Origin of the sequence: Pseudoalteromonas sp. NEC-BIFX-2020_015 (assembly GCF_012952265.1) — a bacterium.
Classification (GTDB): Bacteria; Pseudomonadota; Gammaproteobacteria; order Enterobacterales; family Alteromonadaceae; genus Pseudoalteromonas; species Pseudoalteromonas neustonica.
The window spans coordinates 45,813-68,813 of sequence record NZ_JABCJL010000017.1 but is presented as its reverse complement, the minus strand read 5'-3'; the positions used below and the strand labels follow the sequence as shown (position 1 = coordinate 68,813).

General features: G+C 39.6%; 17 protein-coding genes. 10 read left to right on the top strand and 7 right to left on the bottom strand.

Annotation, left to right across the window (positions count from 1 at the left end; genetic code table 11):
• The first annotated feature begins 61 nt into the window (after positions 1–61).
• Both HH219_RS13655 and HH219_RS13650 read left to right on the top strand, forming a co-directional pair.
• The gene (locus HH219_RS13655) at positions 62–571 is read left to right on the top strand and encodes a sigma-70 family RNA polymerase sigma factor (protein WP_169327783.1); all 510 of its coding nucleotides are present in this window, start codon (positions 62–64) and stop codon (positions 569–571) included.
• Between the two features lie 95 nt (positions 572–666).
• Positions 667–2,691: a S9 family peptidase gene (locus tag HH219_RS13650; RefSeq protein WP_169327782.1), complete on the top strand. Its 2,025-nt coding sequence runs from the start codon at positions 667–669 to the stop codon at positions 2,689–2,691.
• A gap of 858 nt (positions 2,692–3,549) precedes the next feature.
• Here the strand turns inward: HH219_RS13650 and HH219_RS13645 are convergent.
• A complete protein-coding gene (locus HH219_RS13645) occupies positions 3,550–5,151 on the bottom strand; it encodes an isocitrate lyase (RefSeq protein WP_169327781.1) in 1,602 nt (533 codons plus the stop codon).
• 235 nt (positions 5,152–5,386) lie between these two features.
• Between HH219_RS13645 and HH219_RS13640 the strand changes: the two genes are divergently transcribed.
• A complete protein-coding gene (locus tag HH219_RS13640; RefSeq protein ID WP_169327793.1) occupies positions 5,387–7,573 on the top strand; it encodes a malate synthase G in 2,187 nt (728 codons plus the stop codon).
• 751 nt (positions 7,574–8,324) lie between these two features.
• Here the strand turns inward: HH219_RS13640 and HH219_RS13635 are convergent.
• From HH219_RS13635 to HH219_RS13620, 4 genes are all read right to left on the bottom strand, one after another.
• Complete coding sequence (locus HH219_RS13635; protein WP_054203953.1) at positions 8,325–9,050, bottom strand: YebC/PmpR family DNA-binding transcriptional regulator; 726 nt, start codon at positions 9,048–9,050, stop codon at positions 8,325–8,327.
• A 164-nt stretch (positions 9,051–9,214) separates the two neighbouring features.
• Positions 9,215–9,859, bottom strand: coding sequence for an HAD family hydrolase (locus HH219_RS13630; protein ID WP_169327780.1), 645 nt, complete (start codon positions 9,857–9,859; stop codon positions 9,215–9,217).
• A 165-nt stretch (positions 9,860–10,024) separates the two neighbouring features.
• Positions 10,025–10,543, bottom strand: a complete 519-nt coding sequence (locus tag HH219_RS13625) for a DUF6702 family protein (RefSeq protein WP_054203951.1) — start codon at positions 10,541–10,543, stop codon at positions 10,025–10,027.
• On the bottom strand, positions 10,543–12,984 hold the full coding sequence (locus HH219_RS13620) for a M1 family metallopeptidase (protein ID WP_054452533.1): 2,442 nt from the start codon (positions 12,982–12,984) through the stop codon (positions 10,543–10,545). The genes HH219_RS13625 and HH219_RS13620 overlap by 1 nt, the downstream gene beginning before the upstream one ends.
• A gap of 246 nt (positions 12,985–13,230) precedes the next feature.
• Here HH219_RS13620 and HH219_RS22315 point away from each other — a divergent pair, with 246 nt between their 5' ends.
• The 6 genes from HH219_RS22315 (at position 13,231) to HH219_RS13595 (ending at position 20,322) form a co-directional block, all read left to right on the top strand.
• Positions 13,231–13,362 (top strand): hypothetical protein, encoded by a 132-nt coding sequence (locus HH219_RS22315; protein WP_282960308.1) that lies wholly within the window; start codon positions 13,231–13,233, stop codon positions 13,360–13,362.
• Positions 13,363–13,598: 236 nt separating this feature from the next.
• Entirely contained in the window at positions 13,599–13,838 is a 240-nt protein-coding gene (locus tag HH219_RS13615) for a hypothetical protein (protein ID WP_054203949.1), read from the top strand.
• A 76-nt stretch (positions 13,839–13,914) separates the two neighbouring features.
• Positions 13,915–15,159, top strand: a complete 1,245-nt coding sequence (locus tag HH219_RS13610) for an exonuclease SbcCD subunit D C-terminal domain-containing protein (RefSeq protein WP_169327779.1) — start codon at positions 13,915–13,917, stop codon at positions 15,157–15,159.
• On the top strand, positions 15,156–18,809 hold the full coding sequence (locus HH219_RS13605; protein WP_169327778.1) for an AAA family ATPase: 3,654 nt from the start codon (positions 15,156–15,158) through the stop codon (positions 18,807–18,809). Before HH219_RS13610 ends, HH219_RS13605 begins: the two co-directional genes overlap by 4 nt.
• Before the next feature lie 12 nt (positions 18,810–18,821).
• Positions 18,822–19,487 (top strand): class I SAM-dependent methyltransferase, encoded by a 666-nt coding sequence (locus HH219_RS13600; protein WP_054452547.1) that lies wholly within the window; start codon positions 18,822–18,824, stop codon positions 19,485–19,487.
• A gap of 202 nt (positions 19,488–19,689) precedes the next feature.
• Entirely contained in the window at positions 19,690–20,322 is a 633-nt protein-coding gene (locus HH219_RS13595) for a hypothetical protein (protein WP_169327777.1), read from the top strand.
• A gap of 85 nt (positions 20,323–20,407) precedes the next feature.
• On the opposite strand, the gene HH219_RS13590 is transcribed toward HH219_RS13595, so the two are convergent.
• Entirely contained in the window at positions 20,408–21,037 is a 630-nt protein-coding gene (locus HH219_RS13590) for a hypothetical protein (RefSeq protein WP_169327776.1), read from the bottom strand.
• Between the two features lie 180 nt (positions 21,038–21,217).
• Between HH219_RS13590 and HH219_RS13585 the strand changes: the two genes are divergently transcribed.
• Positions 21,218–21,370 (top strand): hypothetical protein, encoded by a 153-nt coding sequence (locus HH219_RS13585; RefSeq protein WP_167349693.1) that lies wholly within the window; start codon positions 21,218–21,220, stop codon positions 21,368–21,370.
• 131 nt (positions 21,371–21,501) lie between these two features.
• Here the strand turns inward: HH219_RS13585 and HH219_RS13580 are convergent, their stop codons facing one another.
• Positions 21,502–22,947, bottom strand: a complete 1,446-nt coding sequence (locus HH219_RS13580; protein ID WP_169327775.1) for a hypothetical protein — start codon at positions 22,945–22,947, stop codon at positions 21,502–21,504.
• Positions 22,948–23,001: the final 54 nt, after the last annotated feature.

Sequence of the window (23,001 nt, the reverse complement as noted above, 5' to 3'; positions counted from 1 at the left end):
ACTGATAACCATTAGCATTCGCAGTTGCGGATGTATTTAAAGTACAAAAAGGAAGTTGGTAGTGTCAGTATTTGCAGTTAAGTGGTCAGAAGTTATTTCTCAAAATAAACCCAAATTACAGGCGTTTTTAAACTCTATTTTACATTGCCCTTACCTAGCTGAAGACGCATTACAAGATACTTATTTACGCTTAGCAGCTATGAGTAAACAACAAAATAACGACGTAAAAAATGCCACTAGTTTTACTTATCAAGTGGCACGAAATATTGCGATTGATATGCTTAGAAAGAAAAAAAGAGATGCGTTAATCGATATTGAGGGGATCCCACTGGATGAACTCCATGACGCCTATTCTGATATCGAAGAACATTATTCACACAAACAACTATCTGAATCCATCAGCAATACGATGAAAAAGCTATCAACTAGGCATCAAAACATTATTAGCTTTTACCGTAATGGCCGTTTTAAACAGAAAGAGATAGCCAATGTTTATAAAATCTCCCCCACCCTTGTCAATTTTATGATTAAAGAAGTGATTCATTCATGTCAGGTAGAACTCAGACATTAATACATTGTGTAATGTGCATTCATCGCAACTAGGTGTATTTTTAATCACTGTTATTTTATAACTAATGCAATACTGTTTAATAACAAGGAATAGAAATGAAGTATATTATCCACCTTACACTTTTAGCGACTATTAGCTGTGCAGGTGTTGCAAGTGAAAATTTGCAAAACCTGCAACTTGAAAACGTATTCGATCTTGAATACGCCAATCAACTTGAAATGACGCACGACGCTAAAACCGTGTATTTTGTGCGTAATCGTATGGATATAAAGTCAGATCGTAAAGTCAGTAATATTTGGTCTGTCGATAGTAATTCAAAACAACTGCAACCGCTTACTTCTGGCGTGCATATGGATTATTCGCCGGTGTTATCTCCTGATGAAGCGAGGTTAGCATTTATTTCAACGCGTGATGGTAGCAGTCAGATTTATGTGAAATGGTTAAAAACAGGCGCTGTTGCAAAAATAAGTAATTTAACCAAAAGCCCTGGCAGTTTACATTGGGCGCCAGATGGTAAAAAACTTGTATTCAGCCAGTTTGTATCAAGTAAAGTATCATCTCCTGTAAATCTTCCAGGAAAACCTGAGGGAGCTGATTGGGCAAAACCTGCGATGTTTATCGACAATGTTTATTATCGTGCCGATGGCGGTGGCTACACTAAACCGGGCTTTAATCACTTTTTTACTATTGATGCCAATGGCGGTAATGCACAGCAGTTAACCTCTGGCGACTTCAATCATGGTGGCTCGATAAGCTTTGCAGATGATGGTAAAAGTCTATATTTTTCAGCAAATCGTCACAATGAATATAAACTCAAACCAACTAACTCAGAAGTTTATAAGCTCAACTTAACCAACCTAGAAATAACCCAAATAACCGACAGAGTCGGCCCTGATAACCAACCTCTCGTTTCGCCTAATGGCCGTTACCTTGCCTATACTGGGTATGATGATAAACGCACTAATTATGAAAATACTCAGCTGTATATTCGTGATTTAAAATCAGGTGATACCAGCAGTCTAACGGCAGATTTTGACAGAAGTGTTGGGGAAATTAAATGGGCAGATAACTCAAAAGGTGTGTACTTTAGTTACGCCAGTGAGGGACAAACCGTGCTCGCTTATCAACCACGAAACGGTAAGCGTAAAATAGTGACTGAAAATATTGGTAGTGTGTCATTTGGTCGTCCATATTCTGGCGGCGATTTTGATATTAGTGATGATGGCGAAGTGGCAATTACTCTTGCCGATACACAGCGCCCGTCTGATGTCGCAATAATTAAACGAGGGAAAACTCAACGTTTAACAAAGCTAAATGACGATGCCCTTGGCAATAAAAAGCTGGCAAAGGTAGAAGAAATTTGGCTTAAATCAAACCACGATAGTTTACCTATTCAAGGTTGGATTGCCTATCCTCCGGGTTTTGATAGCAGTAAAAAATACCCGCTTATTCTAGAAATTCACGGCGGACCCGTAGCTAACTATGGCCCTCACTTTAGTGCTGAAGTTCAGCTTTTTGCTGCCAAAGGGAGTGTCGTTTTATACATGAACCCACGTGGTAGTGATTCATACGGAAAAGAGTTTGCACAAACCATCCATCACAATTACCCAAGTAACGATTTTGATGACTTAATGACGGGAGTTGATGCACTAATTGCTAAAGGTTTTATTGATGAATCTAAACTGTTTGTAACTGGTGGTTCAGGTGGCGGTGTATTAACTGCATGGATTGTTGGCCATACTGACCGCTTTGCTGCGGCTGTAGTTGCAAAGCCGGTGATCAACTGGATCAGTTTTGTACTCACTGCTGACTTCTACCCGTTTTTTGCCGATTACTGGTTCCCAGGTAAACCATGGGATCATATTGAACATTACATGAAGCGTTCGCCCATCACTTATGTTGGTAATGTTAAAACTCCAACGATGCTACTAACGGGTGAAGCTGACTACCGCACACCGATTTCAGAGACAGAGCAATTCTATCAGGCACTTAAGCTGCAAGGCGTTGATACCGCAATGGTGCGCATTCCTGATGCCTCACATGGAATTACAAAACGCCCATCAAACTTGATGGCTAAAGTGGCCTATATTCAATGGTGGTTTGATAAGCACAGTAAATAAAAAGCTTCTAAAGACTAGGGCGTGTTGACCTTTCGTGATTGATTTTGCAGCAGTATGTTTGGTATTTAGGCAAGGCAGAGCCTATGTAGTGTGGTTGTTCCCCATAAATAGGCGATAACGCAGTATAAATGCCAAACATGCGCTGCCCAAAGGGTTCTTCCTAGGGGCGATTGACTCTTTGTTGCTCGGTTTTTACTTAGCCCGCTAGGTTACAAACCTCGCGCCGCGATTAAATCGCCCCTAGGTTGAACAAATTTCAATCCACAAAGGTCAACGCGCCCTAGGTTTTAGGGAAAACCTAGCGCCATCATTTAGTAATTACAATTTATCTTTTACTAACTCGCACTCATTACTTTTTGTAAACCCCCTTTACAAAAAGTGAGTGCTCATTTACATATCATCAAGTTTATACAAATATCGGACTTTGTGTGTAAAGTGAGTTAGTAAAATTTCGGTTTATGACATTTTTTGGTCGTTGAGTTGGTAAAAAATCGGTTTGAGTCACTGTTTATGGCGTTTAAGTTGGTAAAAAAGTGGTTTGTAATCAGTTAGAGTTAGTAAAAAATCGGTTTATATTTTTATTTTTATGCTCAAAAGCGCAGCTAAACATCGCATTTTGTACCTGTGATACTAAAAAACAGCCATATTTTCCTCTTAAATATGCCATCAGCACTCAGCTGATAAAAATCTGATCCATAATCATTATAAAAATAGCAGCTAGTTAAATACTGATCTGTGCTTGGTTAAATACTGATCTGTACTTAGTAAAATACTGATCGGTGTATAAAGCGCATTAAAAAAGGGCCTAAGGCCCTTTGCAACATTGTTGGATTGGATTTTTATTGGTTATTAAACCTATTAGAATTGATTCATAGTGTTTGCTTCGCCACCGGCTTTAAGCGCATTCTCACCTGAAAAGTATTCTTTATGTGTATCACCCATGTTAGAGCCCGCTAAGTCCTGATGTTTAACGGACGCTTGTTCACGGCGAATTTCTTGGCGTTGAACATCACGTACATAAGCCAGCATACCTAAATCACCAAAATAACCTTCAGATAGAATATCAGTGCTTAGTGCCGCTGTATGGTATGTTGGCAATGTGATTAGGTGATGGAAAATACCTGCTTCACGTGCGCCATCACGTTGGAAGTTCTGTACTAACACATCAGCAGCGACTGCAAGTTCAGTGGCATCCATCTCTGGCGCCATCAGTGCTTTATTATCATCAATATTTGGGTACGCTGATAGGTCACGACCTGCTTCCTGCCATTCTTGGTACACTTGCTCACGGAACTTAAGTGTCCAGTTGAATGATGGTGAATTGTTATAAACTAATTTAGCATCTGGCACTTGCTCCTTAACACGGTTAACAAGTTCAGCAATCTGTTTTACATGCGGTTTTTCAGTTTCAATCCACAGTAAATCAGCGCCTGATTGCAGGCTAGTGATACAGTCTAATACCACACGGTCTTTTTCTGTGCCTTCACGGAACTGGAATAAACCATTATCAAGACGAGTTGGCTTGCACAACTGACCGTTCAGTTTCATGGCGGTATCACCTTCTTTTAAGTCTTCTACACCATTAATTGGCGTTGTTTCTAAAAAGGCATTGTATTGACTCGCCAAATCACCTGGGGTTTGTGATACCGGTACTTTTTGGGTAAGGCTTGCACCCAATGAGTCTGTGCGCGCTACGATAATGCCGTTATCAATTCCTAGTTCTAAAAACGCATAACGAACGGCGTTAATTTTTGCTAAAAAGTCTTCGTGCGGCACGGTTACTTTACCTGCTTGATGGCCACATTGTTTAGCATCTGATACTTGGTTTTCGATTTGAATCGCACAAGCGCCTGCTTCAATCATTTTTTTAGCGAGTAAGTAGGTCGCTTCTTCATTACCAAAACCAGCATCAATATCAGCAATAATTGGCACTACGTGGCTTTCAAAATTATCGATTTTATCAAGTACCGTTTGTACATCGCCGCCTGTTGCTTTGGCGTTATCAAGATCTTTAAATAAATGGTCAAGTTCGCGGGCATCAGCTTGCTTTAAGAACGTATAAATCTCTTCGATTAGGGCCGGTACAGAGGTTTTTTCATGCATACTTTGATCAGGCAGTGGACCAAACTCAGAGCGAAGAGCTGCAACCATCCAACCACTTAAGTATACATAACTGCGCTTAGTGGTTTTTTGGTGACGCTTAATTGCCATCATCATTTGTTGGGCAGTAAAACCGTGCCAGCAACCTAGTGATTGTGTGTATTGGCTAGTATCAGCATCATAAGCGGCCATGTCTTCACGCATAATGTCGGCAGTGAATTGTGCAATTTCTAACCCTGTACGAAAGCGATTTTGTAAACGCATACGACTTGCGTATTCAGGGTTAATTGCTTGCCACGTTTTACCTTGTGCTTGGCAAAGTGTTGCTAATGTATCTGTTTCACGTTGATAAGTAGTCATAATAAAAATCCTTTGAACGGGTTAAAACTAAAGTTTATATATGTGAGAGAGGCCCAAGAGCTCATGCTCCGTAGCGCTTACATCAACATTAGGCCGATTTATAAAATTTAGTAAATTTATAGTTGTTATGCTGGCTATACATTTTATGAATGGCCAAAAAGCATCCATGGCAATGTTTTTACGTTATGGTTAGCACATAAGAAATTTATGCATCGCGACCGTTTAAAGGATAGCAATTATGACAACCTCCTCTCACAATCAGTTTGGGTTAACTGTAAATAACCAATTAGCCGACTTTATTAATAATCAACTATTACCTGGTACAGGTATTAGTGAACAACTTTTTTGGCAAGGGTTTACTGACATTATTAATGACCTTAGCCCTATCAATCGTGCATTATTAGTTAAGCGTGAAGACTTACAACATCAAATTGATTGCTATCATTTAACCAATAAACACTGGGATGCTGCGCAATATCAACAATTTTTGACTGACATTGGCTATTTAGTTCCTGAACCTAATGATTTTTGTATTGAGACTGAAAATGCCGAGCCTGAGATAGCCCTTACCGCAGGCCCTCAGCTCGTTGTGCCAGTAAGCAACGCACGCTTTGCACTTAATGCAGCAAACGCGCGTTGGGGCTCGTTATACGATGCGCTCTATGGCACAGATGTACTAAGTGAAGAAGATGGCGCAGAGAAAGGCAATACCTATAATTCGGTGCGCGGCTTTAAAGTAATGGCCTACGCGAGACAATTTTTAGACAAAGCCTTACCGCTTGAGAATGGCTCTCATATTGAAAGCACTAACTATTCAGTAGTAAACGGTCAACTCATTATCACCTTACGAGATAGCTCTCAAACAGGCCTAAAACAGCCAGAACAACTCACAGGCTTTCAAGGTGAAGCACAAAACCCTAGCGCCATTTTACTAATAAACCATGGTTTACACATTGAACTGCAAATAGATCATCAACACACTATTGGTCAAGCTGATAAGGCGGGTTTAAAAGACGTTGTACTAGAGGCGGCACTCACCACTATTATGGATTGTGAAGACTCAGTTGCCGCAGTAGATGGTGAAGATAAAGTGCAAGTTTATCAAAACTGGCTCGGCTTAATGAAAGGCACATTGATTGAATCATTTACAAAAGAGGGAAAAATCATTGAACGTACCCTTGCCACAGATCGTCATTATAATGGTGTAAATGGCAAACCTCTGAGCCTAAAAGGCCGTAGCATGATGTTTGTGCGTAATGTGGGCCATTTGATGACAAACCCAGCAATACAAGATAGCCAAGGCAATGATGTATTTGAAGGTATAATGGATGCAATGATCACGGTAACCGCCGCACTGCATGACTTAAACGGGAATAGCCCTGTAAAAAACTCCACCGCAGCAAGTATTAATATCGTCAAGCCAAAAATGCATGGCCCTGAAGAAGTTGCATTTACTAATACTTTATTTAGCCGAATCGAACAGGTTCTACAACTACCAACAAACACTATTAAGATGGGTATAATGGATGAAGAACGCCGTACCTCAGTCAACTTAAAAGCCTGTATAGAAGCGGCAAAACAACGCGTGGTATTTATCAATACCGGATTTTTAGATCGCACAGGTGATGAAATCCATACTTCAATGCAAGCAGGCGTCGTCCTACCAAAAGCAGCCATTAAGCAACAACCTTGGATCAGCGCTTATGAAGACAGAAATGTCGATATTGGCTTACAAACAGGATTAAGTGGCCGCGCTCAAATAGGTAAAGGGATGTGGCCAATGCCTGATAAAATGGCACTGATGATGGAGCAAAAAATTGCTCATCCACAATCAGGTGCCAATACAGCATGGGTGCCCTCCCCTACGGCAGCCACCTTACATGCTATGCATTATCATGATGTGGATGTATTTACCTGTCAAAAATCGATTTCGCAACGCCAACAGGCAAGCTTAAGCCAATTACTAACTCCTCCTTTGATGGTAGATGCAAACACGCTAAGCAAAGAAGATATTCAAGCTGAACTCGATAACAACGCGCAAGGAATATTAGGCTACGTAGTACGTTGGATTGACCAAGGTGTCGGTTGCTCTAAAGTACCTGATATTAACCACATAGGCTTAATGGAAGACCGTGCTACATTACGTATTTCGAGTCAGCATATGGCTAACTGGCTACAGCATGGGGTATGTACGCAAGCACAAATTGAGAATACGATGGCAAAAATGGCAAAAGTCGTTGATGGGCAAAATGAAGGTGATCCGGCTTATATCAATATGGCGGATTCAACCCAAAGCCTAGCAAGCAGTATTGCCTATCAAGCAGCTCTAGCCCTTATATTAGAAGGCGTTAAACAACCCAGTGGCTATACTGAACCATTGTTACATTCCTTTCGTATAAAATATAAAGCAATGCAAAAATAACTCCCCTTCGAGTTTATACCCAAACCACCTCAAGATGCGAGTTTCAGTTGGAATTTAAAGCGATTTAGGCAAGGCATTGATTGCAAGTAATAGTGGTTCTATTGTGAAAATCAATAACGCAGTATAAATCGCTTTAAAACCAACCCGTTGGGCGTTTCACAGGCACTTACTCTCATCGTTGTTACTTCTTAAAAGGGACTGCCATTGTTGCAAAGTAACGCCTTGATATTAAGCCCCTGTAAAACGCTGAATTCTGCATCTTGAGGTGGCTTGGGTATATTTGTGTCATATAGCCAACCTTCGGGTTGGCTTTTTTTTGCTTATTCATAACTACAATCATAACTACAATCATAACTACAATGAATGGCTAACATTCAGCAATGATTACCAACCAACAAAAAGCGTATTAAAAGTACGGCGCTTTATAAATCATCGCGATACTTCAATGAGTAAGCTCGTACTGGCAGTATGATATGAAATACCTTGAGCGCGGTGTTTCAGTTCCCATAGGTACAGGTTTATAAAATTCTTTAAGTGATTTGTCCACCACTGAGAATACACAGTTCACTGAGAGGAAATTAATGACTTTTTTACTTAAGCTTTCTCGGTGTAGCGCGCAGTGCACCCTGCCCTCGCTGGTAAAATAGACTTGTCGTGTATAAATGACTACAGGAGCGCGGTGGATATTACTTTTAAGAGAGTATATTGCCACCGCGAATCTCATTGTCGCGAGATAAACTCGCTGCTACCTTTAACTAACAACCGTAGCGTTGTGATAAATGTTTTGTACGTCGTCGCAATCTTCAAGCATGGTAATAAACTTATCAAAATTAGCAATGTCATCTACATCTGTAATATCTATGTGTACTTGTGGTACAAACGTAATTTCGTCAACTTCGAAATTAATGCCTTCAAATGCTTCCTCAAGAGCTGTTTTTGCCTTAAAATATTCTGTATGCGGGGCAAAAACAGATACTTTACCGTCTTCCACTTCTACATCGGTTACATCAACATCAGCCATCATCAGCGCTTCAAGTACGACCTCATCATCATCACCACTAAAACCTAATACAGCAAAGTGGTCAAACATATGGGCAACACAGCCTGGAGTGCCTATTTTTGAATCTGTTTTAGTAAACGGTAAGCGCACATCTTTAATGGTACGATTAGGGTTATCTGTTAAGCAGTCAACAATTACCATGCAGTTACCAGGGCCATAACCTTCATAACGGGCTGTTGAATAATCTTCCCCAGCTCCGCCCGCTGCTTTTTCAATTGCTTTTTCGATTACATGTGCAGGAACTTGGTCACGCTTCGCACGCTCAATTAAACGCTTAAGCGATTGGTTTACTTCTGGGTCAGGCTCACCGTTTTTTGCAGCAACGTAAATTTCTTTACCGTATTTAGAATTAACTTTGGTTTTAGCATTGGCTGTTTTAGCCATTGAACTTTTGCGGACTTCAAATGCTCTGCCCATCTTACGCCTCTATTGTAAACTCGATATATTGAAAACATTTTAACAATTCACGCTGTGTTGGGCTAGTAGTTAAATGAGTGTCAAATAACAATTATAATGTTTAATTTCTCATGGTCTAATATTTAAAAACATTAAACAACACTCTATTTAACATAATAATGAAATCATTGAACGCTGGAATGTGAAACAAGTAACTCTTGCTGATCTTCACTCAACTGATTTATTAACTTAGGCAGTTCACTAAAGTGACGAAGAATGTAATCTGCTTGATTGGCATACAAAGGCATTTCATCAGGTGTGTATAAGCACGCTCTCATATTTGCATTATGTGCAGCTTGAATATCATAAAGATAGTCTCCAACATACAAGAGATTTTTCTGGTCTATACTCCACAGCGTGGCAATTGCATTTAACGCACTCGGATCGGGTTTCGGTGGGGCATCACTTCGCGTAAGTACCGTTTGTATTGGCAGCGGATTATTTTTTAATTTAATCGCCACAGCGCGGTCATAATTGCGTGTCACAATTGCCATTGGTATAGCAAGCTCTTTAAGCTGTGTTATAGCTTTCGCAACACCGGGTAGTAAATAGGCATGCTGGGCATCCATAAGCTCATGCTGGTGAACAATGTTCATTGCTTCTTCGCGCATATATGGTGACGGTAAAGTGGCTATATAACTGAGTAAGTCAACCTCCTCAGGGCAGCCTATTTGAGCTCTAATTAATGTAAAATCAAGATCAGATGACACTAAAGTCCCATCTAAATCAAAAATAACCCCTTCAACAGAATGATGATGATATGTGTTCATACATTTCCTTGTATCTGATGTTCAGCGTTGTGTTCGCATCTTAGTAACTTACTTTAAGATAGTGTACGTGCTCAAATATGAAAAGGAACAAATCTAAATAATTTAGGATAAAAAACGCGCACAGAAGAAATGTGCGCGTTGGTTGGGGGAACAATCACTAATTAATTAGTCAGAATCTTTCTCTTTCTTTGGAAGTGGCTCAAAGCGCGCTTCTAGCCACGTGTCGTCTTGGGTAAAATGCAAGGTCTTGACCTTACCTTTACCTTCAACATTTACCATATTTACTTGTGCAGGCCATAACTCTCTCAAAGCCCCATGGCTCATGCGTATTCCTTCAATCCCTTGCGGAATAGGTGCTTCTTGATAAACCCAAAAGAATTTACCATCAATTTGTGCACCTACTTTACGTAACTTCAAAGGAACGCCTGCTAAGGTTTTCAAAGCAACATGCGATTCAATATATTCAGCAAAGCGTTGTTGATCTTTTTTGTTACTAATAATGTCTGCATTGCCCGCAAATAAATGCTCTACTGCATGTTCGGTATCATGTAAATAAAAACGATGCATTAATTCAATATTATTAGTGCGTTTATTGAATAAAACAGTTGTTACAGACGCTTTTAATTGATGTGCAAAACTGGGCGCTGCAATTAAAAAACATAAGGCAACAAGCAAGAATCGCATTATTGTTGCTCCTCATTAGCGTCTTTCGGCTCATCTTTTTTTAGCTCAGTTTTAATATCCTGCATGATATCGCGGCTAACTTTGGCTTTACTTTTATCACGCTTATACACTTCGATTCGTGATGGAATAATGCGACGAGGGTAATTGTTGTTCTCAACATCAACGTCCGCAGTTTCCCAGCGAGGGTCAACCGTTACAGATACCAAAGGCTTGTTTTTATCGGTAATAATAAGCTTTTGTACGTGCTTGTGATTACGACGCCAAATTTCCGCCGGGATTGCACGTTCTTCTTTGCTACCATCTTCATACGTTAACTCAAGTAAGATCGGCATAACTAAGCCACCTAAGTTTGAAAATTCAAGTACATAATAGTTTTTATCTTCTGCAACAGCGCGATCTAGAACTTTGCGTTCCCACGGCTTCAAGCCTTTTAAAAATTTGTTGTACGAGTTACGCTCTTTGTTGGTCACTGTAAAACGATCGTTTTCATCATAAAAATCGGTCACATCTGTGTTTTCATCAACCCACAACTTTTTACCTTCCGCTTTATTTCGTTCAATAAATAGTGGTGTAGGCTTAGCCGCTTCAATATCACGCAAGCGATTAAAATCGATATCTGGGTTCTTCGTGTCTAAACGCAGCTGATATACTTTATCTAACGAAATATCAACATGATCAGTCGTAAAGAACCAACCACGCCAAAACCAATCTAAATCAACACCTGACGCTTCTTCCATAGTCCGGAAAAAATCAGCTGGGGTAGGGCGCTTATACTTCCAGCGCTGGGCATATTCTTTAAAGGCAAAATCAAATAACTCGCGACCTAAAATCACTTCGCGCAGAATGTTCAGTGCAGCAGCAGGTTTAGTATAAGCGTTAGGGCCTAAACGTAATACACTATCTGACTGAGTCATTACAGGAACTTGGTTTTCAGATTTCATATACGCGACGATATCACGCGGTTCAACACCCCATGGAATTGTTGGATCCCACTCACGACCTGCAACACCATCTAAAAAGCTGTTTAACCCTTCATCCATCCACGTCCATTGACGCTCATCTGAGTTAACAATCATTGGGAAATAAATATGACCCACTTCATGGATAACCACGCCGATTAAAAAGCGCTTTTCGGCTTGAGAATAAGTACGCGTACCATCATCTTGTAACTTTGTACGCGGGCCATTAAACGTGATCATTGGGTATTCCATACCGCCAACAGGGCCATTGACTGACTGCGCTACAGGATATGGATAATCAAATGAATAACGGGAGTACACATCCATCGTATGGATCACTGATTCTGTTGAATATTTTTTCCATAAATCGCCCCCTTCTTTAGGGAAGAATGACATCGCCATTACTAATGGCTGCTCTTTGCCTCCTTGTTGGTAACCTTTGGCATCCCACATAAATTTACGCGAAGAAGCCCATGCAAAATCACGCACGTTTTCAGCTTTAAAGTGCCATGTTTTGGTTTTGTCTGAGCCTTCTTTTTCGTTCTCTAGTGCTTCTTCTTCAGTGACGATAAAAACTGGCCGTTTTGCTTTTTCAGCTTCTTTTAAACGGTTACGTTGAGTGCGGGTTAACACACTGCTGGCGTTATCAAGCTTACCCGTTGCCGAGACGATGTGATCAGCAGGAACAGTGATCTCAACATCATAATCCCCAAACTCTAAGGTAAACTCACCACTGCCTAAGAAAGCTTTATTAGTCCATGCTTCATAATCAGTGTAAGCAGCTAAACGCGGAAACCACTGCGCAAGTAAAAATATATCATTGCCATCTTTTTCAAAGTGCTCGTAACCAGAGCGTGCACCTACGGCATCTTCTTCCACAATGTTGAAAGCAAAGTTCATACTAAATTCAACATCTTTACCCGGCTTAAGTGGCTCATTTAAGTCAATACGCATAAGGGTATCAACAACCGTTACTTTTAGTGCTTTACCGTTATCGTCTTTTACATCAGCAACGGTAAAACCTAATTCGTTATCACCCATAAATTGTTGACGACGCAATTGGCCTAAGCTCAACTTTGCTGGTTTTTGATCTGGGCGACCTTGTAATTTATTTGTATTAAAAGTTGATGTGCGCTCTGCAATTGAATCGCTTTTAAAAATATTTTGATCCAGTTGTAACCATAAATACTTTAAAGTGTGTGGTGAGTTATTTTTATATTCAATCGTTTGGCTAGCCGTTAAACGGCGCTTTTTTTCATCTAACTTTACATCAATATCGTAGTTAACTTCTTGTTGCCAATAATTTTCAGCAGGAGCACCGGCTGCATTGCGATATACATTTGGCGTAGGCAATGCCTCATCAAGTTGGCGAAACTTATCAACAAACGAACCCTTAGTTTGCTCAACTGACGACGCCATTACAGTACTTGAAAGTGCCAGAGGTACTAAGAGTGCACCCAAGGTCATCACTGCTTTTTTCATAATTGTTCCTGTTAATTTTGTGTAATGTTACTGTGTCAAAATTGCATACACTATTCAATCTATTAGCGATAAACCCACGCATTTATAGGGTAAAAAATAATGTATTCCTAAATCTCTTACTTTTACAATAATATTGGTATCGTAAAGGGGGTTTACAGTCATAGATTCATGCAAATGTTTTACTGTTAGTACAGAAGCAAACTTGAAATCAGAGCAACTTGAACACGTTTTTGTAAAAGGGAAAGTATGAGATTTTACATCGTAACAAATGATCGTATTGCAACAATTCCAGCGCAAAACGCTCAACTGAATAAATACAAAAAACAGGCTTTAAATTCATCGATATTGCCGATTAATACGATGAAAATGATGCATTAAATCGTATACCTAAATATAAGAAAGTAGATACAATGTGGCTTGTTTTATGCAGTATTTTAGTGCTTTTAAGCCTAATTTCGGCTATTTATACGTTAATTACAAAATAGTGAAGTTTTTAGTTGATCTTTATAGTCATTTGTATTTAAAATCGCCCACTTTTTTGATTTGAGGGGTAAAAGAGCACAGCTTTTTCCTTCAAAAGTGTTTCGAAATAATGCAGAAAATGCGGTGGTCATATGGATTTTTATATCCTAAAAAAACAACAAGAACTAATTGCAATACCAGCCGACGAACAAAGCTGTAAACAATACTTAGACTCTGGGTATTTTTATATTGATAAAGTAGCGGCCTGCAACGAAACAAATGCATTAAAAGTGTTGCAGTCAAAACAAACTAAAGCACTCAAGGTGCCATTAATTATGGCTTTATTTGCTTTACCTCTTGTTCTTTTTGCTTGGTACAGTCTAAGTAATTAAAGATTAAGCTTTTCACCCTTGCATCTTAATATAGCTTGGGTATATTGACGCTCTTAACCGTTTTTAAGAGCGTGACATGAAAGTTTTACATACCTCAGATTGGCATTTAGGCCAGCATTTCTATGAACACAGCCGTAGCCAAGAACATCAACAATTTTTTAATTGGCTGATTGATACGCTCGCTAACGAAAACGTCGATTTATTACTCGTTTCAGGTGATATTTATCACACAGCAACGCCTGCAGCGAGTGCTGAGAATCAGCTTTATCAATTTGTAAAAGACGTAAAAAAACGCTGCCCTAATTTACATATTGTTATTATTGCTGGAAATCATGACTCAGCAAACAGAATTATGACCGCACAGCCGTTACTTGCCCAATTTGATACCCATGTAGTAGGGCGCTTTGATGTGAATAACCCAGATGAGGTGGTCATTCGTTTGAACACTGATTTTATCAACACCCATATCGTTGCTATGCCCTTTTTACGCGCAAGTGATGTTAGCCTCCTCAGCAACAATGAAAACGGCCACGATTACGCTCAGGGCATTGCTAAGGCCTATCAGCTTAGCACTGAATGCGCATTACAAGATAAACCCGCTATCACACCTTTAATCGTGATGGGGCACTTACATGCCAAAGGCGGGGATATCTCCAGCGACTCAGAACGCAATTTAGTCATTGGCGGTGAAGACGCAGTCACTGCACAGGTATTTAGTACCAATGCAGACTACGTCGCACTTGGGCATCTACATAAAGCACAGAAAGTGGCTAAATCAGATTTTATTCGTTACAGTGGCACACCAATGCCTATGTCGTTCTCAGAGCGTCACTATCAACATCAAGTCTGTCTTATTGAATTTAAAACCAGCGAAAAAGGGACTATCGAAACCACTGTAAACCCCCTTTACATTCCACGTACAAATGACGTTATTTTACTGCCCGAAGGTGATTGCGTGCCCCTTGCGCAATTATGTGAGCAAATAACCGAGCTGGACTTAAGTAATCATGCTCATGCCCCCTATTTACGAGTGAAACTCAGCGCAGGTGACACCGATACCACCTTTAGAGAGCAAATTGAGAATGCTCTAGAGAATAAAGATATACACTTTTGTGGCATAGAGCGTGTTCGTCAAACAAATAAAGAGCACAACACACCGGTATTTGAAGACTTAACGCAAGTAGAAATGCTCAACCCGCACACACTATTAGAGCAAGCCTTTGCAGCAAATAAAGATTTAGCGGGTGAAGAAGTATCAAACGAACTTAAAAGTCTACTAACTAATGTAATTGCTGAGCTTGAGGAGCAAGAACAACAATGAAAATCCTCGCGGTACGAATTAATAATTTAGCATCAATCGTCGATGCACAAATAGACTTTGAAAGCGCGCCTTTGAAAGACGCGGGCTTATTCGCAATCACAGGGGATACCGGCGCAGGTAAAAGTACAATTTTAGATGCTATTTGTTTATCTTTATATGCTAAAACCGCACGTTTAGGTGGCGACCATGGTAATAAAGTCGAGTTTCAAGGTGACAATATTAGACTCAATGACGCCCGTAATTTATTGCGCCGTGGAGCAGGGCAGGGCTTTGCAGAAGTTGACTTTATAGGCCAAGATAAACAACGTTACCGTGCTCGATATGAAATAGCCAGAGCAAGAGGCAAAGCAAACGGTAATTTAAAAAGCGCAGAACACACGCTATTTAGCCTGCCAGATGAGTCTTTACTTGTCAGTAGTAAAAGCGCTACCAGTAAAGAAATTGAGCGCATTATAGGTTTAAGTTTTGAGCAGTTTTCGCGTGCGGTATTATTGGCACAACATGAGTTTGCCGCTTTTTTAAAAGCCAGCGCAGATGAACGCGCACAGCTCTTAGAGTGCCTAACGGGTACCGATAAATTTAGTTTAATTGGTAAACGTATTTATGAGCGTCATAAAGAGCAACTCAGTAAATTAGAAATGCTAAAAGCAAGCGTAGCTAGTTATACACTATTAACAGATGAAGAATTGGCAACAAAAACAACCGTTCTTGCTGATTTGAAAAAACAAATTGAATTAGCGAAACAAGACTTAGCCAACACCGAACAAGGGATTAATTGGCATAAACAAGCCAATACATTAGATAAAGCCCAACAGGCTGCATTACAAAACCAACAACAAGCAAACAACGCGCTTGAACTTATTGCTCAAAAAAGTGAGCAAGCAAAACAGGCACAAAGTACACTTGAAATTAAAGATAATCGCCGTCGTTTTAAAGATTTAACAGTTCAAAATACAGAGCTAACAGCTAAAATCAGTGATTTAAAAAAAATTGACCACGCAGCATTAATCACGGATCTTGCTAGTACATTAGAAACACACAGCGATACGCTAAAAACGGCGAAACAACAAAAGCAAAGTGCTGAACCAGTTATAGCTAAAGCACGCGAGCTCGACAACAACATTGCGATACAAGCACAAGCAATTACAACCATCACTCAGCAAACTGAAAAAGAACAAAAACAACTAACTCACTTACAACAGCAACATAAAAAAAACCACACAGATCATAATGAGGCTGTAAAACTCACAGAAAAACACCAGCAATGGCTAGAGCAGCACAACCAACTCAAGCAATTAGCCAGTGATTGGAATTACTATAAACACAGTTTTAATCAGTTTTTAAGTGCTAAGCAGCAATTAAGTATAACAACAGAGCAAAGCCAAAAGTTAAAAAACGAGCAAATAGAGCAAACCGAGTTACTCGCCAAACATAATGAAAAAGTTACGTTTAATGAGCAAGCGCTTATACACGAGCAACAAAAACTAAATCAATTAAATACGCAACAAAATGAATTTAATATTGAGCATTACGACGCCCAACTTAAAGCGATTGATTATTTAAAAGAGCAGCGTGAACGTTATAAACAATTTAACCTTGAGCTTAAGCAAAGTACGCAGCAACAAAGTTCGACTACAGCAAAGCTTGCCCAAAGCCAACAAACACAAACATCGCTTAAACAAAAACTAATTCAATGCGAGCAAGCGCTTAAACACAGTGAATACGCACTGAATCAAGCGCGCCTACGTGCCAGCGAAAATGTTGAGCATTTACGCACGCAACTAGCACCCAATGAGCCATGTGTAGTCTGTGGTGCAACCGAACATCCATTTGCCAGTAACCAAAACCAGCAATTTGATAATTTAATAACTGATTTTGAAAACAACTTTAACAACGTTAAGCAACACTATGATCATGCTTTAACTGAGCTTCACCAACATCAAACCCAGCATGCCGTCTTAGTTGCCGAGCATACTCAGCATAGTCAAGCGATACACACTGCACAAAACAAGCAACTTGAAATTAAAAACACCATGCAAGCGGCCCGCAGTGAGTTGAATGAGCTTACCCCTGAGCAACTTAATACCACATACACACAACTTAGTGAGCAAAAAGCACACTATTTTGAAACTCAAAAAACACAGCGCAGCTTACAAGAGAAAGTAAATCAGCTGCAAAGTACATTAAAAACAGAGCAACAAACTCAACAAGTTTTACACACTAAGCATGTTGATTTAACCAACCAACAAAACCAACTTAGCAACAAGTTGGACGAACTAAATACACAAATTAATGAGCTGAGCACAGCGCTTAATTCGCAGTTTGAAAAGGCCGAGTTTTGGCAGCAATTGCAAAATAACACATTAAATTTAACTGACTTAAATCAGCAAGTAGAGCAATTTCAGCACGCCCAAGAACAGCTAGAGCAAAGTCAAAAACGCCGTGATGCTGCGGATCAACAAATACAACAACTAACCCCACTTATAACCGATGCTGAGCTAATACTAAAAACACTCAATGACGACTCAAGCACAGCTCAGCAACTGCAAAGCACAACGCAAAGCGAACGTTTAGCGCTATTTAATGGGGAACACATTAGTGCAGACGACTATCTGGCAAAACTAACAGCTCAACAAGAACAATGCCAAACACAGCTTAATGAGAGTCAAAAAGCCCACGATAACGCAATTAAAAAGCGCGACGAACACGCTATAAGCCTTAAGAACGATGAACAACGCCTACTTGAAAATACTCAAGATCAAGTTTCACTTAGTGATCGTTATAATGAATGGTTTGCTGAATTTAAAACCCTGTACGTTGATGCTAGCCATGCACAGGTCGAAATTTTACTAACTCTAAACGGTGAGGATATTAAAGCGCAATTAACACAACACGCGCAATTAACCCACGCTTTAGTTGATGCCAACGCCGCATTAAAGCAGCAGCAAAATGCACATGCGCAGCATCAAAATAACGATAAACCAAAGCATGATCATAGCGAGCTTGTTGAGCAATTAAATAGTATAAACGAGCAATTAACAGCGCTACACAAGTCACAACTTGAAACCAATACGGCGCTTGAGCAACACAATCAAAATAGTCATCTACTGCAGAACAAACAAGCTGAATTGATCACATTACAAGCGCAGGCACAGCAGTGGCATTTACTAAACAAAGTACTCGGTGATGCAACAGGTAAAACCATGCGTAATTTAGCGCAAACACAAACACTAAAAATACTGCTTCATTATGCAAATAGCCACTTACGCACTTTGAACAAGCGCTATGAGCTCACTGCAATTGATCAAACTTTAGATATCGCTATTGTTGATAAAGATATGGCTGATGAAAAACGTTCGGTAAATACTTTATCAGGCGGGGAGTCATTTTTAGTTTCCTTGGCATTAGCGCTTGGCCTTGCATCGCTGTCATCAAACAAAGTTAGCATTAACTCTTTGTTTATTGATGAAGGCTTTGGTACGTTAGACAGTGAGACTCTTAGTATTGCCATGGATGCACTCGATTCATTACAAGCACAAGGTCGCAAGGTGGGAGTTATTTCTCATGTAACACAAATGACTGAGCGAGTTGCCACACAAGTACACGTCGCTAAAAAGCCTGGTGGTTATTCAACTATTTCGATTATTTAAAGGATTGATACTATGCCAACATTTACCAATGACGAAGCAACTGAGTATGACTCACGCATAACCCGACTCGTCCCAGGTTATGATTTACTCCATAGCACCACCGCGGCACAGCTAAAAGCAACGCTGGGCGATCACGCGCATATTTTAATCGTAGGTTCTGGCACAGGCAAAGAAATCGCACAGCTTGCCACACTAAACCCAACATGGCGTTTTACCGCGCAAGATATCTCAATTGATATGCTTAACATTGGCCAACAGCGCTTCGCAGATATGGGCATTAGTGAACGCGTGACAATTCATGTAGGGGATGTGGCAACGTTAACAGACCCTGTAGATGCTGCAATATGTTTGTTAGTACTACACTTTTTAGCTGACAATGGCGATAAGAAAACCATGCTAAAAGCAATTTCTAAACAGCTAAAACCGCAAGGGCAACTATATCTAGGCGACCTAATGCGCCCAGAGACGACCTTTGAACGTGATGCTCAGTTTATATTATGTCAGCAGTTGGGCTTAACTGAAGTGGGTATCGAGCGAATGAAACATAATTTTGAGCATGAGTTTTTTGCTCTAGATAGAATGCGTTTAGCCGATCTACTTAATGAGTCTGGTTTCAACACTGCAAAGCTGTACTTTAAAGCGTTAAGCTTTAGCGGTCATGTTATACAAAAACGCTAATAATGGCACTGGGTTAGTCCATGTTTAATAATGTCGGCTAACCCCTGTTATCATATAGGTTACAGTTAACGCATTGTTCAGCAGGAAATAAGAGATTGATTTTTAAGTGTAATTTATTGTTATTAATCTTTGTACCCAATAAACTTGCAACCTAGAAAAATACTGTTACGCTATATATTCATCTTTTACAGGACGTAAACCAATGAATAAATGGATTTTTTTAATCATCCTAGGTTTTAGTAGCCAAGTAAATGCAACAACGCATACTGAATGTAAACTACTAAAAAAAGAACGTACATCCATATATCAGCAGCTAAACCAAAGTGCGTTACTCGTTAACGTCCAGCAATTAAAAAAACGTCACGCGATCCTTACAGCCAGTTTGTCCCAGCATTGTAATAAAACGACACCAAGTAACGCACGCATGACTTTGCCTTTAGTAGGTAGCGTTAATACGTATGAAAAAAAACAAACAACCTTACAAGAAGCATTTCATTTATTACCCTCTAGCTGCGATTCTGCCACACTTATAAGGAATGCCCATTGGTGTGATACACAAAAAAAACCTCTATCGACAGCAAAAGTAAGCACAATGATAAAGCAGATTGAAATAGAATCAGATGACCACATTTTTAATATTTCACACTCATTTGAAAGCGCGACAATAACGACTATTTCACCATCTAAAGTTAAGCAACTAAGCCAAAATAACTTATTTCATAACGCAATTATTGTTGTCGCCGGGCTATTTTTTCTAAGTGTGGCCATATTACTAGGATTGTGTTGGCGACAAACACGTTCAAATAACAATACCTACTTTATATTTCGACCTTAACAGATAATTCTGTAGCGGCAGATAGTTGCCGCACTCATGCTTAATAAAGATTAACCGCTTTGCAAGCAACCTTACTGATACCCTCCTACTGTCCAATACTAAGTAACTTTGCCCACGGACTCGACCTATCCTCTAAGTTTTTTCCCAATTCATCTGGAGCAATGCCTCCTAATAAAGCATTTTTTTGATCTTCCAACTGCGCTGTAAACCCTTTAATTGCATCAATAAAATCTTCTTTATCTGTTGCTAATAATGACTGAGATTCTTTTATATCATTTTCAGCCAGGCTTAGCATTTCTTGGCGAAGCCCCAATTCTTTATAGGCTAAAAAATCAATCCCTAAGGAATTAAACAAAGCAGCTTCGCGCATTTCATCTCGTTCAATCACCACTTTTATAGGGACTTCCATTATTTCTTGAATCGACAGCTTATAAAAATCTTGCTCGTAAGTCCGTGTATCGGGGTTTTTCTGTAACTGAGCACGAACTTCATATTTAATATCTTGATAAAGCGCCTTGGCTTGTTCAGACACGTTCTCATGGTTATTGGCAACATTAACAGCCATGTCGACTTTAACCGGCTTAGGTGCTTGTGCGTGCTGTAGCTTTTTAGAAAATTCTGTGTGCTTATTGATGCTACTTGTATGAGAGTCATCCGCTGTTGGGTTAATAGCCGCATACCCAGCTATCGCCTTGATCATTGAGATTGAAGACATAATAAATCCTTGTTGTGTGTTCCCCCTCTGATACAGCAATTTCAATACCAGTTTTAAAAAAAGGCTAATATCTTAAACGACCAATCTATTTTCATTCCTACCCAAAGGTGCTAATTCTGCAGTTTAAGTATAAAGTGATATTTAGCATTAAATAGATCCGCGTTAATAAAAGGTATTTATATGGAAAACTTAGGTTTTATTTTCGGAATTATAGGGATGTCGATGGGCCTTGCTGGCTTTATATTTAGCATCGTAGCAATGTCAAAAATAGATAAACTTGAAAGTAAACTCAAGCAACTTGATGTCTTGAATCAAGATTTCAAGTTGGACTAGCGCGGGTATTCATGATGTTTAATAAAGATAAACAGGCCTTAATAGTTACAATTAAGGCCTGAATCTAATAAGCATAATGCAGAGAAAGTGTTTAGTACTTCCTCCGTTGCATTTTTACAAGTAATTAAAAATTAGTCATCCGTTTTTAATTGCTTAGCGCGCTCCTCTGCGGCAATTAATTCAGGTGACTTTGGTACAATTTTTTTAGGCTCAATTGTTGGCTTTTCATTTGAATCAGGTGCCCAAGTAGGATCTAAAGATAAGTTGGCAAATGGGTTCGCTTTTTTAGCTTGTGGATCAGCCGATGTTGAAGCCTTTGTTTCAACTGCTTTTTGTTGCTCTGCTACTAATTCATTGTTTAATTCGGTAAGTGCTTGCGCAACTTCATCATTTTCAGCCATATTTTCGGTCTCAGCATTTAATGCAGTAACAGCTTCAACGGATACCAATGGCTCATTTTTAATCGGATCAACAACGGTTGTCGCAGCAGGCACCTCATGTGAGCTTGAAACTTCAGGGTGAATGTTTTGCGGCTGGGTAGGCTGGGTATCTTCAGTACGCTCACTAGGCGTGTCACTTGGCTTCGCCTCATCGGACTCAATAGGCTCTTTAGTTGGTTCACTCTTTATAGGTTTAGTCCCAGGTAAAGGCGCATTAGGATCAAATATGCGAATTTCTGGCTCTTCAAAATCATGTTCATTTTTAAAAATACGTTGGGTTAGATCAATACGGTTGACTGTAGGTTTTTCTACCGGTTCATTAGGCGTAATTGCAGGCTCACAGTTACTGACTTCTTGTGTGTCTGTAACAGGATCGACTGATATTGGTTTAATAGCAGGTTGAGGCGCTTTTACTTGCGTGGTTAATTCAGGCGCTGGCGTTATTGGCTCAACCGCTGTTTTATTTTTTTCTCGTATACGAAAAACGATAAATGCAGCTAATAACAATACACCTAAAAGCAACATCGTAGGAATTAATAATGATGCTGATTCTGTTTGTTGACTTTCAACAACGGGGGGGACATATTTCACAACAGCTTGTGTCGGTTCAGTTTGAACGGTTAGCGGTTCAACTGTTTCTGCATTGTTTGTTTCTGCATTGTTTGTTTCTGAATTGTTTGTTTCTGCATTGTTTGTCTCTTCACTTATGTCAATAATTGCGGGGGTGCTATCTTTTACTTGTTCTAGTGTATCATTGCTATTTACTGACTCCGCTTGTGCACTATTAGCTGCACCCGCTTGAGTGTCAAGGGGGTTTACAGTAACTGTTTGTGTTACTTCTTCTGTTAAAACTTCTATTGGTTCAACAGTCGCTGAAGTATCAGCATGAAAAGTCGGCTCATCTATTACATTCGACTTTGCCGATTCTTGTTTTTCAATTTGGATAGGCGGCGCTTTGCTGCAATTTTTTTTGTAGTCTCTGGCAGCATTGCGGTAACTTTGGCTACTTGTATTATCTTTATGTTGCTGCATTTGCTGCTTATACAAAATACATAAAGCTTCACTGTATTTAGCAAAACTATTAAAACTACAAGTGAGTAAAAAAAATAAGCTAAGTCGTATAAATAAGGTCATCATTAATCTATTAAAGCAAAATAACACAATGACCCCAGTTTAATAGCACTGAAGAAA

Bases quoted from the DNA above. Each gene is read 5' to 3' on its own strand.
- HH219_RS13650 (WP_169327782.1), top strand. From the start codon at position 667: ATGAAGTATATTATCCACCTTACACTTTTAGCGACTATTAGCTGTGCA.
- HH219_RS13645 (WP_169327781.1), bottom strand. From the start codon at position 5,151: ATGACTACTTATCAACGTGAAACAGATACATTAGCAACACTTTGCCAA.
- HH219_RS13635 (WP_054203953.1), bottom strand. From the start codon at position 9,050: ATGGGCAGAGCATTTGAAGTCCGCAAAAGTTCAATGGCTAAAACAGCC.
- HH219_RS13630 (WP_169327780.1), bottom strand. From the start codon at position 9,859: ATGAACACATATCATCATCATTCTGTTGAAGGGGTTATTTTTGATTTA.
- HH219_RS13625 (WP_054203951.1), bottom strand. From the start codon at position 10,543: ATGCGATTCTTGCTTGTTGCCTTATGTTTTTTAATTGCAGCGCCCAGT.
- HH219_RS13620 (WP_054452533.1), bottom strand. From the start codon at position 12,984: ATGAAAAAAGCAGTGATGACCTTGGGTGCACTCTTAGTACCTCTGGCA.
- HH219_RS22315 (WP_282960308.1), top strand. From the start codon at position 13,231: ATGAGATTTTACATCGTAACAAATGATCGTATTGCAACAATTCCAGCG.
- HH219_RS13615 (WP_054203949.1), top strand. From the start codon at position 13,599: ATGGATTTTTATATCCTAAAAAAACAACAAGAACTAATTGCAATACCA.
- HH219_RS13610 (WP_169327779.1), top strand. From the start codon at position 13,915: ATGAAAGTTTTACATACCTCAGATTGGCATTTAGGCCAGCATTTCTAT.
- HH219_RS13605 (WP_169327778.1), top strand. From the start codon at position 15,156: ATGAAAATCCTCGCGGTACGAATTAATAATTTAGCATCAATCGTCGAT.
- HH219_RS13600 (WP_054452547.1), top strand. From the start codon at position 18,822: ATGCCAACATTTACCAATGACGAAGCAACTGAGTATGACTCACGCATA.
- HH219_RS13595 (WP_169327777.1), top strand. From the start codon at position 19,690: ATGAATAAATGGATTTTTTTAATCATCCTAGGTTTTAGTAGCCAAGTA.
- HH219_RS13590 (WP_169327776.1), bottom strand. From the start codon at position 21,037: ATGTCTTCAATCTCAATGATCAAGGCGATAGCTGGGTATGCGGCTATT.
- HH219_RS13585 (WP_167349693.1), top strand. From the start codon at position 21,218: ATGGAAAACTTAGGTTTTATTTTCGGAATTATAGGGATGTCGATGGGC.
- HH219_RS13580 (WP_169327775.1), bottom strand. From the start codon at position 22,947: ATGATGACCTTATTTATACGACTTAGCTTATTTTTTTTACTCACTTGT.